The sequence below is a fragment of the Phyllobacterium sp. TAF24 genome (assembly GCF_052113785.1).
GTDB lineage: Bacteria > Pseudomonadota > Alphaproteobacteria > Rhizobiales > Rhizobiaceae > Phyllobacterium.
On sequence record NZ_JBFRDN010000006.1, the window covers coordinates 142218 to 158105 of the forward strand.

At 54.6% G+C, this 15888-nt stretch carries 15 protein-coding genes; 7 read left to right on the plus strand and 8 right to left on the minus strand.

The window, feature by feature from the left end; all coding sequences use genetic code 11:
- Positions 1-14: 14 nt before the first annotated feature.
- A complete protein-coding gene (locus tag AB4Y96_RS07820) occupies positions 15-1529 on the minus strand; it encodes a serine hydrolase domain-containing protein (protein WP_441916507.1) in 1515 nt (504 codons plus the stop codon).
- A gap of 179 nt (positions 1530-1708) precedes the next feature.
- Between AB4Y96_RS07820 and AB4Y96_RS07825 the strand changes: the two genes are divergently transcribed.
- Complete coding sequence (locus tag AB4Y96_RS07825) at positions 1709-2749, plus strand: dipeptidase (RefSeq protein WP_441916508.1); 1041 nt, start codon at positions 1709-1711, stop codon at positions 2747-2749.
- 209 nt (positions 2750-2958) lie between these two features.
- On the plus strand, positions 2959-4092 hold the full coding sequence (locus AB4Y96_RS07830; RefSeq protein ID WP_441916509.1) for an LCP family protein: 1134 nt from the start codon (positions 2959-2961) through the stop codon (positions 4090-4092).
- A gap of 41 nt (positions 4093-4133) precedes the next feature.
- Here the strand turns inward: AB4Y96_RS07830 and AB4Y96_RS07835 are convergent, their stop codons facing one another.
- Both AB4Y96_RS07835 and AB4Y96_RS07840 read right to left on the minus strand, forming a co-directional pair.
- Positions 4134-4766 (minus strand): Vgb family protein, encoded by a 633-nt coding sequence (locus AB4Y96_RS07835; protein WP_441916510.1) that lies wholly within the window; start codon positions 4764-4766, stop codon positions 4134-4136.
- Positions 4767-4799: 33 nt separating this feature from the next.
- A complete protein-coding gene (locus tag AB4Y96_RS07840; protein ID WP_441916511.1) occupies positions 4800-6020 on the minus strand; it encodes a helix-turn-helix domain-containing protein in 1221 nt (406 codons plus the stop codon).
- 121 nt (positions 6021-6141) lie between these two features.
- On the opposite strand from AB4Y96_RS07840, the gene AB4Y96_RS07845 reads away from it, so the two are divergent.
- Positions 6142-6411, plus strand: a complete 270-nt coding sequence (locus AB4Y96_RS07845; protein ID WP_441916512.1) for a hypothetical protein — start codon at positions 6142-6144, stop codon at positions 6409-6411.
- Positions 6412-6870: 459 nt separating this feature from the next.
- Here the strand turns inward: AB4Y96_RS07845 and AB4Y96_RS07850 are convergent, their stop codons facing one another.
- Positions 6871-7287, minus strand: a complete 417-nt coding sequence (locus AB4Y96_RS07850) for an organic hydroperoxide resistance protein (protein ID WP_441916513.1) — start codon at positions 7285-7287, stop codon at positions 6871-6873.
- Positions 7288-7675: 388 nt separating this feature from the next.
- On the opposite strand from AB4Y96_RS07850, the gene AB4Y96_RS07855 reads away from it, so the two are divergent.
- Positions 7676-8143 carry a MarR family winged helix-turn-helix transcriptional regulator gene (locus AB4Y96_RS07855; RefSeq protein ID WP_091882299.1) on the plus strand — a complete coding sequence of 156 codons (468 nt, stop codon included), beginning with the start codon at positions 7676-7678 and terminating at the stop codon, positions 8141-8143.
- Between the two features lie 7 nt (positions 8144-8150).
- Here AB4Y96_RS07855 and msrA read toward each other — a convergent pair whose 3' ends face one another.
- Positions 8151-8891, minus strand: a complete 741-nt coding sequence (gene msrA, locus AB4Y96_RS07860) for a peptide-methionine (S)-S-oxide reductase MsrA (RefSeq protein ID WP_441916514.1) — start codon at positions 8889-8891, stop codon at positions 8151-8153.
- A 222-nt stretch (positions 8892-9113) separates the two neighbouring features.
- Positions 9114-9881: an alpha/beta fold hydrolase gene (locus tag AB4Y96_RS07865; RefSeq protein WP_441916515.1), complete on the minus strand. Its 768-nt coding sequence runs from the start codon at positions 9879-9881 to the stop codon at positions 9114-9116.
- 238 nt (positions 9882-10119) lie between these two features.
- Here AB4Y96_RS07865 and AB4Y96_RS07870 point away from each other — a divergent pair, with 238 nt between their 5' ends.
- From AB4Y96_RS07870 to AB4Y96_RS07880, 3 genes are all read left to right on the plus strand, one after another.
- Positions 10120-10860, plus strand: a complete 741-nt coding sequence (locus AB4Y96_RS07870) for a response regulator (protein WP_091881467.1) — start codon at positions 10120-10122, stop codon at positions 10858-10860.
- On the plus strand, positions 10857-12197 hold the full coding sequence (locus AB4Y96_RS07875; protein ID WP_441916516.1) for a sensor histidine kinase: 1341 nt from the start codon (positions 10857-10859) through the stop codon (positions 12195-12197). The genes AB4Y96_RS07870 and AB4Y96_RS07875 overlap by 4 nt, the downstream gene beginning before the upstream one ends.
- A gap of 272 nt (positions 12198-12469) precedes the next feature.
- On the plus strand, positions 12470-13765 hold the full coding sequence (locus tag AB4Y96_RS07880) for an epoxide hydrolase family protein (protein ID WP_441916517.1): 1296 nt from the start codon (positions 12470-12472) through the stop codon (positions 13763-13765).
- Positions 13766-13877: 112 nt separating this feature from the next.
- On the opposite strand, the gene AB4Y96_RS07885 is transcribed toward AB4Y96_RS07880, so the two are convergent.
- Complete coding sequence (locus AB4Y96_RS07885; RefSeq protein WP_441916518.1) at positions 13878-14591, minus strand: DUF2076 domain-containing protein; 714 nt, start codon at positions 14589-14591, stop codon at positions 13878-13880.
- Positions 14592-14751: 160 nt separating this feature from the next.
- On the minus strand, positions 14752-15771 hold the full coding sequence (rsgA, locus tag AB4Y96_RS07890; protein WP_441916519.1) for a ribosome small subunit-dependent GTPase A: 1020 nt from the start codon (positions 15769-15771) through the stop codon (positions 14752-14754).
- Between the last annotated feature and the right edge of the window lie 117 nt (positions 15772-15888).

Here is a 15888-nt window from a genome sequence, read left to right on the forward strand (position 1 = left end):
ATTTTCAAGCCAAATCAGCTCGCCAACATATATTCCACAATCCGGCAGCGGCTAAGAACAAGTTCGACTTTCCCTCTCGCAAGACGATGGAGACAGATGCGCTTGCGCCAAGGCCCGTCATTGAGGGTAAAGAGAAAACGGTCATTGCCAAGTGCCATCAATGGCATCGGACGGCGTGTGGGCCCGATACCCATAATCACCATTCCATCTTTGATTTCAAACTGAGCACCATACTGACCGGCGACCCAATGACCGTTCAGGTCATCTGGAACAGTCTCCGGGTTCACTGGCAGGAAACAACGCTGCACATAACCTGCCTCACCTTCAAGTGCCGAGCCTGTCCAATGCAATCGCAAGGGAGACGAGGCAGAGCGCGACGAAAACCAGCCATCGCCGTCATCATAGAGCGTGTCCTCGGCATCCAAATAAGTGGCAATTCCGTTCTTGAGTTCAATCCAGTAGGGGCCCGTTTCCGTTGCGTAAAGGCCATCGGGAAGCGTGCAGTTGGTTTCTGGCAATGGCAGCCCTGTCAAGGCGCTCATGGTATTGAAAGCAAGCTTGTAACTGTTGGTGTCATCACGATTGGAGACGACGACAACTCCGGTTCCAGCTTCCGGATCAAGAAGAAAATAGGACTTGTAGCCGGGGTGTGAGCCGCCATGCCCGACGAAATTGCGACCGGCCAAATCTGACCAACGCAATCCCAGTCCGTAGCCGGATGGCCGACCATCGGCCATATAACGGGTGGCAGATAGTGCCGCGAGCAAGCCCGTGTCACGATCATTGTTGGCAAGCAAATGCTGCAGCCACACGGCCAGGTCGTTGCCAGAACCTGCGAGACTGCCCGCCGCGGAGATATGCAAGCCTGCAGCACTGAGTTGCCAGTTTTCGTCATCCTTGAAATAACCCGGCACAAGGCCTTTAACCGGGTCAATCCAGACCTCGGGCGCTTTCAGGAAAATATCAAGCGGCTGTGCGATCTCACTTTGTACGAAAGCATCGAAGGTTAATCCCTTGCGCTCGAGCACTGCTTCAACAAGGCGATAGCCGGTATTGGAATAAGAAACGTCCGTACCCGCATCGAAATTCAACCGGGTTAACGAGAAAAGAAAGTCCAGAAGTGGTCCCTTCTTTGTCTCCGTATAGACTGATAATCCCAAAAGCGTCAGACACTCGCGCACATCTGGCAGTCCGCCGCTCATGTCCAAGGCGCGGCCCACTGTAACATCGGCAAGGGGGCTCTGCAGTTCAGGAAGATAAACACCAAGCCGGTCATTCAGTGAGATGAGATCAGTGTTACGAAGTACCATTGCGGCAAATACATGCTTGGTCACGGATGCAAAACGGACCACGCTGTCGGCTGAAAATTCCTTGCAAGTCGAGAGGCTTCCCAGCCCGCCACAATGAGCAAAACGAATGCCTTGCGTATCAAAGCCAATGATTGCTCCACCCGGCTCAGTATCAGGCCATTGGCTTGCAAAACTCTCGGCGCACTGGGAAGCGGCCACCCAATTTGGAATAATAGGCATCCCGCTTCGTTATCCGGAAGTCCATATTCAGGCAAGGGGTCGCGGCATGTGATCTTTGCGTTTGGGTACGCAGCGAGCAGAGAAAACGCATTTGCCATTTGCGATCATTCGGTTCAAAGCTGGTGGCATCATCGGGACTCAATCCCACCATTCTGAAATGCACCAAGGCTTCCTGACCTATGACCACCGATCCAATCGTTCCTGTTTTCGACGGGCACAATGATGTCCTTCTTCGTCTCTTGCTGTCGAGCGAGCCTTCGCCGGAAACGCGGTTTATCGAGGGCGAAAAAGCCGGGCATATCGATCTGCCGAAAGCACGCAAGGGCGGATTGGCGGGCGGGCTATGTGCGATGTATGTTCCGACCCCATCACAGCAGAAAGATGCAAATGGCGATTACACGACGCCTGAGATGGCAAGTGCGCTGACGACCACTTTGGCCATGGCCGCCCTTCTCGCTCGCATCGAGCGACAGGCGGAAGGCAGACTGCGTATCTGTCGCACAGCCGATGACATTCGCGAAGCTATGCAGCGCGGCGCTTTTGCCTCCGTGCTTCATATAGAGGGAGCCGAAGCGATAGGTCCCGATCTTGATGCGCTCTATGTCCTCCATCAGGCAGGTTTACGCACCCTCGGCCCCGTATGGAGTCGCCCGAACATATTTGCCTACGGCGTACCGTTCCGCTTTCCCAGTTCACCGGATATCGGACCGGGTCTCAGCGATCATGGAAAGAAATTGGTCCAGACCTGCAATGAACTGCGTATCATGGTAGACCTGTCCCATATGAACGAGCAAGGTTTCTGGGATATTTCGGCAATATCCGATGCTCCACTTGTCGCATCTCACTCGAACGCTCACGCATTGAGCCCGCATAGCCGTAATTTGACCGACCGCCAACTCGATGCAATCCGCGATACAGGCGGACTGGCCGGTCTGAATTTCGGCGTTTTGTTTCTACGACAGGACGGTACGAGAAACCCCGACACTGATCTGAGCGTATTGGTAAAACACATCGACTATATCGTTGACCGCATCGGTATAGATCATATCGCCCTTGGTTCTGATTTTGATGGAACAACCATCCCTGCTGCTATGCGCGATGCCGGTGATTTGCAGTTACTCGTCAGTGCTTTGCGTCAATCCGGATATGATGATGAGGCATTGAGGAAAATTTGCCATGCGAACTGGATACGCGTCCTTGAGCAAACGTGGAAAAATTAAGCCCAGTTGATCGCGAGCGCGTTTCCGGCCATGGCATTGTTCTAATTGTCTTGCGTCACTTGGCCGGCACCGGGATTAGCCATTACGCAGCACGGCGTGTGTGGTCGCTTGCGTTTTAAATACGTATGACTAGAATCCTATCCTGCAGGATACGTTGGTTTGGGTGAACGCCGCCGACTGCGGTTGTCCGCCCTCTCCCGGAGAGTCACGTGAACAGTGAGTTGATCGACGAGCCGTCGGCATCTGCGGACAAAGTCCCGCCCAAGCGGTACCGTCATTGGCTGCTTTGGTTGCTCATCAGCACTGCCGTCATTGTACTGGTCACAGGGTACGTTGTTTATGCAAAGCTGACTGGTAATCTCCGGTACATAGAGGTCAGCCGCGAGGATCTGGGTGATGTCCGCCCCGCCAAAGTAACAAGTGCCGGGCTGAACATTCTTGTGGTCGGATTGGACCAGAGCACCAGCGAAAATTCCCAGCATATCGGCGACCGTACCGATACAATCATGCTCGCTCATCTGTCTCCCGAACGGAATAATGCGGTGGTGATCAGCTTTCCACGTGACTCAATGGTTCAGCTTCCCGCTTGCCGCGTGCGGGAGGAATTTCCGGGACAGAAAAGGCATCTCGGAATTATCAATTCGTCATTTAGCTTCGGAGGCATCGGCTGCACCTGGAAGACCATCGAAACACTTACCGGCATTCGGATCGACCACTTCGTCATGGTTGATTTCGCCGGTTTCAAAAACATGGTGGATGCGATCGGTGGGGTAGATCTCTGCATCCCGGAACCGATTCACGACGAATACGTACCGCTCACCTTGCCTGCTGGCTGGCAAACACTACTGGGCGAACAGGCACTCGGATATGTCAGGGCGCGCCACAGCATTGGCGACGGGTCTGATATCGGGCGCATCCAACGCCAGCAGGATTTCGTCGCTGCCATTGCGAAAAAGTCGATGAGCAGGAAGATTTTGGCCAATCCGGTCCTGCTCTTTAGCTTCCTCGACGCCGCAACCAAATCCGTTATCACCGACCCCGGCCTGACCGCAGGTGTCATGCGGCATCTCGCGCTCACCGCCTTGTCAACCGATACGATCCACTTTGTTATCACGCCCTGGCGCTATTCCACGGCCTACCCCGGCCGGGTCGAGTGGCGAGAAAGACCAGCCAGGAAACTGTTTCAGTTGATCTCTGCCGACCAGCCTGTCGCCGACGCTTTGAGCACGAGCAGTCAAACCACTGAGCCACAACGCAGCAGGACGGACGCCGAACCGGTCCTCGATAATGATGAGCCGGTCACTACACCCACCGCGCCGTGTTCACCAGCACAGGCAAATTAGATCCCTGTACCACGCCCGTCCGATGCCAGTGCTAACCAGATCTATTTGGGTCGGCGGATAGCGCGTACCTTGCCACTGTTTCCGCCTCCGCAAAAGAACCTATCCGCGCCATCGGACTCAAGCCCCGATACACCGGTTCCCGCGGGCATATCCAGCCTCTCCAGTACCTCTCCCGTTTCAGGGTCGATGCGCCTCACGTCGCTATCATCACCTTCCCATGTCCCATGCCAGAGTTGGCCGTCAACCCAGCTAACGCCCGTGACGACACGCTTGGACTCGATAGAGCGAAGAATAGTTCCGGTCTGCGGATCGATCTGGTGAATCTTCCGGCCCCGATACTCTCCTACCCAGAGTGTACCCTCGGCCCAGGCAAGTCCGGAATCACCACCATTGCCCGGGGCCGGAATTGTATTGAGGACGAGGCCCGTCTTCGGATCAATTTTCTGGATGCGGTCTTCAGCGATCTGATAGAGATACTGACCGTCGAAGGCCGTCCCGGCATGGGCGGCGACATCAATCGACTGAACCGTGCTGCCGCTCGCCGGATCAAAGGCGCTAAGCTTGTCGCCTGATGCAAACCAGACGTTCTGACCGTCAAACGTGACCCCATGGACGTGATCAGTTCCCGGGAAAGGTCCGTACTCACGAACTATTTCGGCAGCAGAGCGTTTCATGATCGTCTCCTCATCATTTCCAATACACCCATACTAGTCGCTCGGCAGCGGCCCAGGGAGTAACAAGATAGTCGGGAAACCCAGAACCGGCGGCGTCATCCACCGAAGCGCTCTTCCACGACCAAACGACTGCACCCTGCCTGTCGTTGCAAGTTGCTCGAGCGCCCGCTGTACGGTACGGGGGCTGGCGCCAAGCGCAATCGCCAGAGCAGAGCTTGACCATGCCTCGCCATCGGCAAGAAGGGCGAGCAAATCGCCATGCTGCCCTTCAATGAGCGGGGCGAGCACGACGACGTCGCTTGCACGGCACGGCTCCAGCAAAAAGCCACGCTGTGTCGCCCTAACATCAGCAAGCGCTCCAAGCTCGGCACGCAGCCGCCCGACCTCTACCCGCAACCGCGCGCGATGCGATTCGTCAGCATGTTTGCCGCCAAAGGCGCGCGCAATCAGCGTGCTTCTCGTCACATCTCCCGGCCATGCTTCAGCCAGTGCGCGAACCAGTGCGAACAAGACCGGACGCGTCGCCAATGAAATTGTTTTGCCCGGTTCGCGCGCAATATAACGGCATGCGTCGACAACGAACGCCCGTGACGCCAGCAGCGCTTCTACATCTTCCAGTAAGAGAGGCCGCTCCTCGCCACGCGCGATCAACCGTGCTGTGGGTGCATCGAGAATGAGACGCGCATTTTCGACCTCCGTTGTCAGAGCAGGGATATCAGCCTGGTGAGCCGCCGCCTCCGCCTGTGCAAACGCGATGCGGGCTGTTTTCATATCAAGGCGCCGGATAGCAATGCCCGCAACCACGAGTGCGTGGGCAGCCCTTGAAGCCGATGGGAGCAGAGTTGTGTCAAGCACAGCGAGCGAACGCTCAGCGTCGTCAAGACGTCCAATCAGCAGTAGACGCCGAACTTCGAGATGCCGTGCATGCGCGGCATTGACGTGGTCACCGTGTGCTTCCAGCGTGTTTCGTGCGGTATTGAGCGATTTGGCAGGCCAAGATAGGTCGCGGGAGACAAGTGCGATCTCAGCTTCGGCGACGACACACCGCGCCCGTGCCACTGCCTCTCGCGGGCCAAACGCTCGTGCAGCACCTTTCAACAGGGCTTTTGCGCGACCGAAATCGCCAAGCTGCGCCATGATGATACCTCTAAGAGCGAGCGCTGGCGGATCTTCCCGCAGGGCGACCCGCTTCAGCGCGCCCAGCAGATCACCTGCTGCAAGTGCATGAGCCGCAGCCGTAATCAGCGAGTCCATGGCAATCCCGTCACACTTGTAACTCCCATGATTTCGGCATCCGGCCCTAATCTGTTCAGGACCAGTACGCAACACGTCGCACCAGCAATGGTAGACGACAGATATCCGAAGGAGAAGGACGATGACAGCACATGTGACCGGAACACGCCAAGACGATCACGATGCCGCCCGAAGCGTCACCGATTGGCTATGTCTCGCAGCGGGGCCCATATTCCTGATCATGGCATTGCTAACGGTCTTCGCCGATGATGCAACCATGATCTGCTCTACTGCACACGAAGCTTTACCGATCAACGGAATGACCATGATGTATCTGCTGATGAGTGTCTTCCATTCGGTGCCCTGGATCAGGTTGATCGCCCATCACCGAAGCGGTACTGCCCGCTCGTGAGCACTACAACCTTGTTCATGGAGTACGGCAGACTTGTTGCTTTGCAAGAAGCCTACCGCTGAATTTGCCGTAACGCCAAATGCCTACCATCGGCTTCCCCGCGAATTAACCGTTTCTGGCCATTGCGGCTTAAAGTATTTTCGAACCCCAGTCTGCGAATTGGTCATTTCGATCGTGCCGTTCTCAAGAACGCGATACGATATATACGGGTTGCTTCGGGATCGCGCTTGGTCACCCGGTTTCGCTTCCACACTCAAAATCCGTTCAATTGTTTTTGGTACGCTGATTGTGAGGTCAGTTGCAGCTAAAGCTGAGGTTGTGATGCATCCAAATGCGACCAGGATGCCCAGAAACTGTATTCTCATGATATTTTCTTCCGAATAATTGGCGTTGGGCGCAGAGTCTGCCAGCGGCTGGTTGCCTGGATCTCCGGCAAGCCAGCGCAGGAAACCGCGTTGCTCAGATCAGATTGATCGTGACGTCGATATTGCCGCGTGTGGCCTTGGAATAGGGACAGGTCTGATGAGCGGCATCCGTAAGCGCCTGAGCGACGTCATGTTCGAGACCGGGCAGACTGACGTTGAGACGGGCCTGAAGAAAGTACGCACCATCAACCAAACACAAATCCACCTCAGCATCGATTGCCGCATCGGCAGGAATGGTCACGTGCATTTTGCGGGCCGCAAGTCCCATCGCGCCAATGAAACAGGCCGACCAACCGGCCGCGAACAGCTGCTCGGGATTGGTACCAGTACCCGTTGAGCCGGGAGACGAGAGCTTGATGTCCAAACGATCATCGGCGCTATGGGATGTGCCATCACGGCCGCCCGAAGTGCGTGTTTTACCGGTGTAGAGTACGTTTTGAGATTGAGTCATGATGTGGTTTCCTTTGCAGTGAACAAAAATTGAGGCGTAACGGCCACAGCAGCCATTGACCGCATAAAGCGGTCACGACGTATCGCTCATGTGTCGGGATTGATCGAAGATGTAACGCAGTGTGGCGGGAAACCGGCTTGATACATTGCCGTACAAATGAGCTTAGTTCAGACGCAATTGGTTCACATAGGCACAACCAAACAGTCACAGATGCATTAATTTTAGTGTTAGCGCAGATCAATGTCAGCGGCATATGGCGATGTCGGCCTGACTGAGACGCCTCAATTGATTATTATAATAACTAATATTATAATAGCTGTGTGGGGTCATATCGGCCTTACGAATGATGATAATCATTCACATCGCAATTCTTGTTTCCGGAGCCTCAATGACTCAAAAGACGCCCGTCCGCAGCAAGACGGCAAAACTGGCCGACTTCATGTGCTTTTCGATCTATTCGGCCAATCTCGCCTATTCCCGGGTTTACAAGCCTGTCCTTGACGAGCTTGGCCTCACCTACCCGCAATACATAACAATCATCAGCTTATGGGAAGAGGACCAGCAAACAGTCAAGGGATTGAGCGAAAAGCTGTTTCTCGAATCGAGCACCATGACTCCCATGCTGAAACGGTTGGAAGCCATGGGATATCTCACGCGCACCCGAGACAGCGAAGATGAACGCAACGTGCGTATTTCACTGACGGATGCGGGTCGCAGCCTGCGCGAAAAAGGCTTTGGCTTTGGCGAGATTACAGTCAAGGCCTCGGGCCTTACACCCGAGGAATTTCCTGTCTTGCAAAAGGCCATCGCCAAGCTCAGGGACAATCTTGTGAAGGCTAGCAAAGGCGAGCTCTGAGTTTCGATCAGCCTTGGTTCACCGAAACCAGAACAGGTTCCGCACGGTAGTAGTCCGGGAAGAAGCTTTTCAGATTTTCGACCTTGGGTTGCTCGTGGAAGACGATATAGGGATTCTCGGGATTTCTGGTCATGAAGTCCTGGTGATAGGCTTCCGCTTTGTAGAAGGTTTTGCCGGGTTCAACAGTGGTCGCGATCTGTTTTTTGAACACACCCGCTGTCCCGAGTTGCTCAATATAGTCTGAAGCAACACTGGCTTGCTCATTATTCGCCGGAAAGATTGCAGAGCGATATTGTGTCCCTCTGTCCGGTCCCTGACGATTGAGCTGTGTCGGATCATGGGCGGCAGAAAAGTAGATTTGGAGAAGTTTGGCGTAGCTGATTTTTTTCGGATCGAAAACGATTTGCACCGCTTCGGCATGACCCGTCCTGCTGGTTTCAACCAATTCGTAAGTTGCAGTTTCAGGGGCGCCACCAGCATAGCCCGAGGTCGCACTGACAACACCATCGACGTGCTGAAATACACCCTGAACACCCCAGAAGCAGCCACCCGCAAAGACCGCTGTTTGCATTGCGCTGGTATCGGCGACATCATGAAGTGCAGTCGGCACGAGCCTTGGCTCTTCCGCTGCGGATGGCGCATAGCCAAGCAGTAGCGTACCCAGCAGACCCAGTAATCCCGCCATCGCCAGAAGCGGGCGCAGACTTGAGATTGGCCTTAGTTTTTTCAATCCTATTGTGTTTTGCATGATGGTGTCCTCACCCGCTTGCCCGCATCTGATAAAGCTGCGTCTGTGTGACGGTTCCATTCCCGGCGGTATCGGTATCCGCATCAAACAGCGCAGACGTATCCCGCATGTGTCCTGATGAGGTTGAAACTGTAACAAAGTGTGGAAGAGCCAAGGCGCTATACGCTGCGGTACAATGCCGTGGCTGGCCGGATATCCGACTCCACATTTTTGCAGACGATTTTATTTTGAGACCGCTTGGGCCGCTTCCGCGATCAGTTTTGCAACCTCCTGTGGTTGCGACGCGTAAACGGCATGGCTTGCCTTTACTTCAACCACTGTGCTGCCTGCCCGCTTGGCCATACTGCGCTCAAGCTCGGGATTGATCGACTTGTCGTCGGTGGCGACCAATGCCCAGCTCTTTTTGGACTTCCATGCCGGTTCGCCAGCTTCTGTGCTGAATATAGCTTTGGAAGCAAAGACCTGCGAATGTGCGAGAAAATCAGTCGTCTCCTTCGGCAGATCCGCCGCAAAGGCTTCGGCAAAGGAATTGGGCTCGATATAGGAGTATCCATCCTTCAATGTCTTGACCTTGCTCTCCTTCATGGCGGTAGAAAGATCGCTGGTCGCGAGCTTCACAATGCTTTCGCCTTTCTCCGGCTGAAACGCAGCGATGTAGACCAGACCCGCAACATTATCGGCTTTTCCAGCTTCACTGATGATCATGCCACCTGCGCTATGTCCAACCAGAATACTTGGGCCGTCCTGAAGGTCGAGGACGCGTTTGGTGGCGGCAACGTCATCAGCAGGGGATATCAGTGACTGCTGAGCGATCGTCACCTTGTATCCATGCTTTGTCAGAATGTCAGAAACCGGTCGCCAGCCTGCGCCGTCAACGAAAGCACCATGAACGATGACAATGTTTTTAACATCGGCTGCCGAAGCGACCGACAGTGAACCAGCAGACAAGATTAGGCCCGCGACGGCAAGAGAGATGGAATGTCTGATCATGGTAGATACCCTTTTCCAGTAATTAGTTGTATCATAATAATTATTATGATAACTAAATATTAGAATGCCTTTTGGAACTTGTCCAGAAGCAGCAGGGGAGTGCGCCGCACAATTTTGTTTGACACTGTATCCAGTCGGCAGATCGATACAGTCGCTTACAATTATCGCAAAGCGCCGCCCTCCTGCCCTTCGGAATTAGGCTAATGCTATTTGGCAATATGGGTTGAGGTGATTTACGATGGACCATATAGACCACATCCTGATCGTGGATGATGACCGCGAAATCCGGGAACTGGTTTCAGGTTATCTGAAGAAGAATGGCTTGCGCGTTACTGTAGCGGCAGACGGGCGGCACATGCGGTCGTTTCTTGAAACAGATTCTGTTGATCTCATTGTGCTCGATGTCATGATGCCTGGTGATGACGGTCTCGTTCTCTGCCGCGAATTGCGGGCTGGCAAGCATAAGGTGATTCCGGTCCTCATGCTGACCGCACGAACCGATGAAACAGATCGAATTGTCGGCCTTGAGATGGGAGCCGATGACTATCTGGCGAAACCATTTTCCGCCCGCGAGTTATTGGCACGGATCAAGGCTGTTCTGCGCCGCACACGCATGCTTCCTCCCAATCTTCAGGTGACGGAGGTCGGGCAGCTATTGAGTTTCGGCGAATGGCAACTGGACACTACGGGTCGCCATCTGCTTGACCGCAATGGTACGGCGGTAGCACTCAGCGGGGCTGAATATCGTCTGCTTCGCGTGTTCATGGATCACCCGCAGCGCGTCCTCAACCGCGATCAATTGCTCAATCTCACACAAGGGCGAGAGGCCGAACTTTTCGACCGGTCTATTGACTTGCTGGTGAGCCGACTTCGCCAGCGCCTCTGCGATGATCCTCGCGACTCTTCCTATATCAAGACGGTTCGTAGCGAGGGCTATGTCTTTTCCATGCCGGTTGAAATTTCCGAGATCCGCCAATGAAAAGCTTGACCGCTGTTCAATCTTTCCGGCCCTGGCCCCGCACATTGGGATCGCGGCTCTTCCTGCTTTTCCTGGCCGGTTTGACGATTGCCTATGGTCTGGCGTTCGCTGTCCTGTTTATGGAACGGTACATGACGGCCAAGATGGTCATGTTCAACAACTTCGAACAGGACATTGCAACATCCGTCGCCATACTGGATCGTTTGCCAGCAGATGAGAGAGCCGGATGGCTGGATCAACTCGACCGCGGGACATCGCGATACATGCTGGGCACTGGCTTGGCAGGTGTGCCCATTTCCACGGATGCTGGACGGGAGATTGCAGGGAAAATCAACGAGGCCGTTGGGAAACGTTTTCCTCTCACCATCGAATCCATTCCCGGAGATCGCAAGCGCCTTCAAGGTCATGTAACCCTTAGTGATGGTATGCCTCTCACGATCGATGTAAACCCGGCGGTCATGCCGCTGGCCGAATGGCTGCCTTACGTCCTTGTCACCCAGCTTGTTCTGCTTATTCTTTGCAGTTGGCTTGCGGTCCGACAGGCGATCCGACCTCTCGTAAATCTTGCCAATGCCGCCGATGCCCTCGATCCGAACAAGAATGCTCCGCGCTTGAGTGAAACAGGACCAAGCGAAGTCGCCTATGCAGCGGCAGCCTTTAACGCGATGCGTGATCGCATCGCACATTATCTGCAAGAGCGGGTCCAAATCCTTGCAGCAATCTCACACGACCTGCAAACACCGATCACGCGCATGAAACTGCGCGCCGAATTTGCTGAAGAGTCCGTTGAAAAGGAAAAACTCGTGCAGGATTTGGCCGAGATCGAACGTCTCGTACACGAGGGGATAGCCTATGCGCGCAGCGCGCATGGCAATACCGAAAAGCCATCGCGCATTGACGTCGGATCGTTCATGGAAAGTCTGGTCTATGATTATCAGGACACGGGCAAAGCTGCGACACTCAGTGGAAGCATTGAAGCGGCAATCGTGACACGGCCTCACGCCCTGCGCCGCATCCTTACAAACCTTGTCGACAACGCTCTGAAATTCGGCGGAAGCGCTGAAGTTAATCTGGAAAGAGACATCCATGGAGCCGTTATCATAAAGGTGCTGGATCGCGGCCCCGGCATTCCTGAAGATGAGCTTGAAGCAGTCTTCCAGCCATTCTATCGCCTCGAACAATCCCGCAATCGCGGCACAGGCGGCACCGGACTCGGATTGTCAATCGCCCAGCAATTGACGCTCGCAATTGATGGAATCCTTAACCTGAAAAACCGACCCGGTGGCGGCTTGGCGGCAGAGATATACCTGCCCCAACCCATCCACACAAAGGAATAACAGGATCATCGGCGCGTCCGCTTCAAGGGTGGTCGCAGGTGGTTGGGCCGTTCTTTGTATCTCAATGTAAGAGCCAACCGCTCCCATACGATCCGTTACAAATTCCGCCCATTCAGAACACATCCCGGATACGCGCCTGCCGCCCTATGCGATCGATGGCAGATGTCCTGCCATTGCGTTCAAACGCTTGTTTTCCTCTACGGCAGAGCCGTCTTCATTGCCATAACGACCCGGCATCAGACGCTTTCGCCCTCCAATCACGGAGAATAAATATGCCTCCCTTATTACCACCCACAACAAGGCGCAGCTTTCTTTCCACATCAGCAACAGCGCTGATTGTCAGTGCGACAGCCTCCGGTGCCTTCGGCCTGCTGCCCGGACAACTCGCTTCTGCCGCTGAAAACACGGCAATCCGCCCTTTCCAGGTAAACGTTCCGGAAGCGGATCTGGTTGACCTTCGCAAACGTGTTCTCGCCACGCGTTGGCCCGCCAAGGAAACTGTCAATGATCAGTCGCAAGGCGTTCAACTGGCCAAGCTCAAGGAACTCATCCGCTACTGGGGAACAGATTACGACTGGCGCAAAGTGGAGAAGAAACTCAATGCTTTGCCGATGTTCGTGACAGAAATCGACGGGCTTAACATCCAGTTCATCCATGTCCGCTCGAAACATCCCAATGCGCTGCCTGTCATCATTACCCACGGCTGGCCCGGTTCAATTCTGGAACTGTTGAAGGTGATTGATCCTCTTACCAATCCGACGGCTCATGGCGGAAGTGCTGATGACGCCTTTGACGTTGTGATACCTTCAATGCCCGGCTACGGCTTCTCGGACCAACCCACCGAAACAGGCTGGAATGCTGACCGCATCGGGCTTGCATGGGACGTACTGATGAAGCGTCTCGGATACAAACGCTATGTCTCTCAGGGCGGAGACTGGGGCTCTGTTGTCTCAGACAAGATGGCGCGTCAGGCGCCGGAAGGACTGCTCGGTATTCACGTCAATATGCCAGCAACGGTTCCGGCAGATGTCGCCAAAGCCATGAGTGATGGCGACCCGGCACCAACTGGACTTACAGACGTCGAGAAGGCAGCTTATGAATCGCTGAGCACATTCTTCTCCAAGAACGGTGCTTATGGTGTCATGATGACCACGCGCCCGCAGACGGTTGGCTATGGACTATCGGATTCACCGGTTGGCCTTGCTGCCTGGATGTACGATAAATTTGCCCAGTGGACCTATAGCGGCGGTGATCCGGAGAAATCATTGACCAAGGACGAGATGCTTGATGACATCACGCTCTATTGGCTCACGAACAGCGCGATCTCATCAGCCCAGCTTTATTGGGAGAACAACGCGAACAATTTCAACGCGGTGGATATCTCGATACCGGCTGCCGTGACTGTCTTCCCTGGCGAAATTTATCGTGCACCCCGCAGTTGGGCGGAGAAAAGTTATCACAAGCTCATTTACTTTAACGAAGTAGACAAGGGTGGTCACTTCGCGGCGTGGGAAGAGCCCGAACTCTTCAGCGCCGAACTTCGTGCAGCGTTCCGCTCACTGCGATAAAACTGATCCATTATACGGTCAGTCAATCGAGCAGAATGGCCCGGCACCAAGTACCGGGCCATTCTTGCCGCTTACAGTGAAATCATCAGCGCGGTGCCCCGTCGCTTCTGCCCTATGCTAAATTGTCATCGTCCGTATCGGTGTCAAATGAGTCATCGGCAGCATCGTCCAAACGGTCTTGTTCGGCATCGCTGAGTTGCGTGCCATTGTTATTGTCATCGTTGTAATAGTTATTGATGACAGTCTCGCCAGAACCGGCTGGCGGTGTGGTTCCGGCACCATTATTCGAGCCACCGAACATTGATTGACCACCTATCATGTTCTTGACGCCTTCGAAGAGGAGTGCGCCACCAGCTACGCCTGCCGCAGTGCTCAGCGCACCTTGTAGAAAACCACCCCCTTGGGATTGTGGTTGCTGGGGCACAGACCACCGGCCGGCCTGCTGAGTTTGGCCTTGTGACACATATCCGTCCTGAGTGGGCGCCCCACCCCACGGTCCGTTTGAACGGCTTGGGGCCGGTTGAGGAGGTTGTCCTGCCGATGTGCTGCCAAAGATCGATCCGAACAAACCACCGGATTGTTGTTGCGCAGGCTGTGCATTCTGCAAGTCACTGACCTGCGCTTCCAATAGCTGAATGCGCTCATGGCACGCATTCAGCGCCTGTTCCTGCACAATCACGGCCTGAGCCAAAAGATAGGGAGCCGAAGGCTGGCTTTTGACCTGCTCCAAAATAAAGCGTTCAGCGTCGGGGTCCCTTGGAGTGCCTGCTGCTTGCTTTGTACGATCGAAGAGGCCACTGAGAAGTTTCTGTTCATCGGCATTCATTTTTGTTCACCTTGTTTTAGGAAAACCTGATCTCGATCCAGATTCGTGGCATTTAGATGACTTTACGAAAATGTAATCTCAGCTCCAGCCCTCGCCAATTTCAGCTCACAACTTGAGGTAAACAGCTCCAAGGTCGTGAGCGGCCAGCTCAACTTTCGGTTTATTTTTTTCTACGATTGGGCATCGAATTGCCACTTCGCGGTCGGCTTTGCGCTGGCGTATTCTCGTGGTTTTCCGCCTGCAATTTTCGCCAGCGGGTCAGCCGATCAGGATCCAGCGAACCTGCAGCCACTGCCGCCAACACGGCGCAGCCCGGTTCGTGGGCGTGGGTGCAATCGCGAAACCTGCAAAGGGGCGCAAGCTCCGTGATTTCAGCAAATAGCGTCTCGATACCATGTCCGACATCACTGACATGCAAGGTACGGATTCCCGGCGTATCGATTATCCAGCCGCCGCCCAAAATGGCATGCAGTGAACGCGAGGTGGTGGTATGACGACCTTTGGCATCATGTTCGCGGATACCACCTGTCAGTTGAGGCAATTCCTGCTCGGAACCTGCAAGCGTATTGACCAGCGTCGATTTGCCGACACCGGATGAACCGACCAGCGCCACTGTTTGCCCCGCCCCACACCAAGGCGATAATGCCGTTGCGGCTTCGGCGGAACGGGCATTGAGTACAACCACAATTAATCCACGCTGCAACGCAGCGGCCTGACGTTCATACTCCTTGGCATCCGGGGCGGTATCAGCCTTGGTCAAGACAATGACCGGATTGGTTCCGGTTTCGTTTGCAAGAGCCAGATAGCGCTCCAACCGTGCAGAGTTAAAATCGGCATTGCAGGACGTGACAATGAACAGCGTATCGACATTGGCCGCAGCAAGCTGGGTCGCTCCATGCCCTGCTCTGCGACGCATCAGCAAGGTTTTTCGAGCGAGAAGGCGGTGCAACTCGTGTGTTTGTGGATCGACCAGCACCCAGTCGCCCACTGCAAAATCGCCGGTGTTGACCTGCGCCGAAAGTATCAATTTGACATGTCCGGTTGGGGAAATTGCGGCCAAGCGGGCGCGATGAACCGTAGAGATGCGCATTGGGACCAGATCGACATCTGCGGATTCAAGCTGATCGCTGAAAAATTCAGACCATCCCAGACGAGCAAGAGCGGCAGAGTGATCAGTCACGTTTCTGCCCGATGGTGCGGCATCGCATACATGGAGTATCCTTCAAACAAGATGACTTTGATGACAATCAGCCAAGGCAGGTAACCCCTCCTGATCAGTGTTGGCAAGACCGCACAC

Excerpts from the sequence above, each read along its gene's own strand:
- AB4Y96_RS07880 (WP_441916517.1), top strand. The coding sequence starts at position 12,470 with ATGCCTCCCTTATTACCACCCACAACAAGGCGCAGCTTTCTTTCCACA.
- AB4Y96_RS07865 (WP_441916515.1), bottom strand. The coding sequence starts at position 9,881 with ATGATCAGACATTCCATCTCTCTTGCCGTCGCGGGCCTAATCTTGTCT.
- AB4Y96_RS07820 (WP_441916507.1), bottom strand. The coding sequence starts at position 1,529 with ATGCCTATTATTCCAAATTGGGTGGCCGCTTCCCAGTGCGCCGAGAGT.
- AB4Y96_RS07875 (WP_441916516.1), top strand. The coding sequence starts at position 10,857 with ATGAAAAGCTTGACCGCTGTTCAATCTTTCCGGCCCTGGCCCCGCACA.
- AB4Y96_RS07845 (WP_441916512.1), top strand. The coding sequence starts at position 6,142 with ATGACAGCACATGTGACCGGAACACGCCAAGACGATCACGATGCCGCC.
- AB4Y96_RS07855 (WP_091882299.1), top strand. The coding sequence starts at position 7,676 with ATGACTCAAAAGACGCCCGTCCGCAGCAAGACGGCAAAACTGGCCGAC.
- AB4Y96_RS07825 (WP_441916508.1), top strand. The coding sequence starts at position 1,709 with ATGACCACCGATCCAATCGTTCCTGTTTTCGACGGGCACAATGATGTC.
- AB4Y96_RS07835 (WP_441916510.1), bottom strand. The coding sequence starts at position 4,766 with ATGAAACGCTCTGCTGCCGAAATAGTTCGTGAGTACGGACCTTTCCCG.
- AB4Y96_RS07870 (WP_091881467.1), top strand. The coding sequence starts at position 10,120 with ATGGACCATATAGACCACATCCTGATCGTGGATGATGACCGCGAAATC.
- AB4Y96_RS07850 (WP_441916513.1), bottom strand. The coding sequence starts at position 7,287 with ATGACTCAATCTCAAAACGTACTCTACACCGGTAAAACACGCACTTCG.
- AB4Y96_RS07885 (WP_441916518.1), bottom strand. The coding sequence starts at position 14,591 with ATGAATGCCGATGAACAGAAACTTCTCAGTGGCCTCTTCGATCGTACA.
- AB4Y96_RS07840 (WP_441916511.1), bottom strand. The coding sequence starts at position 6,020 with ATGGACTCGCTGATTACGGCTGCGGCTCATGCACTTGCAGCAGGTGAT.
- msrA (WP_441916514.1), bottom strand. The coding sequence starts at position 8,891 with ATGCAAAACACAATAGGATTGAAAAAACTAAGGCCAATCTCAAGTCTG.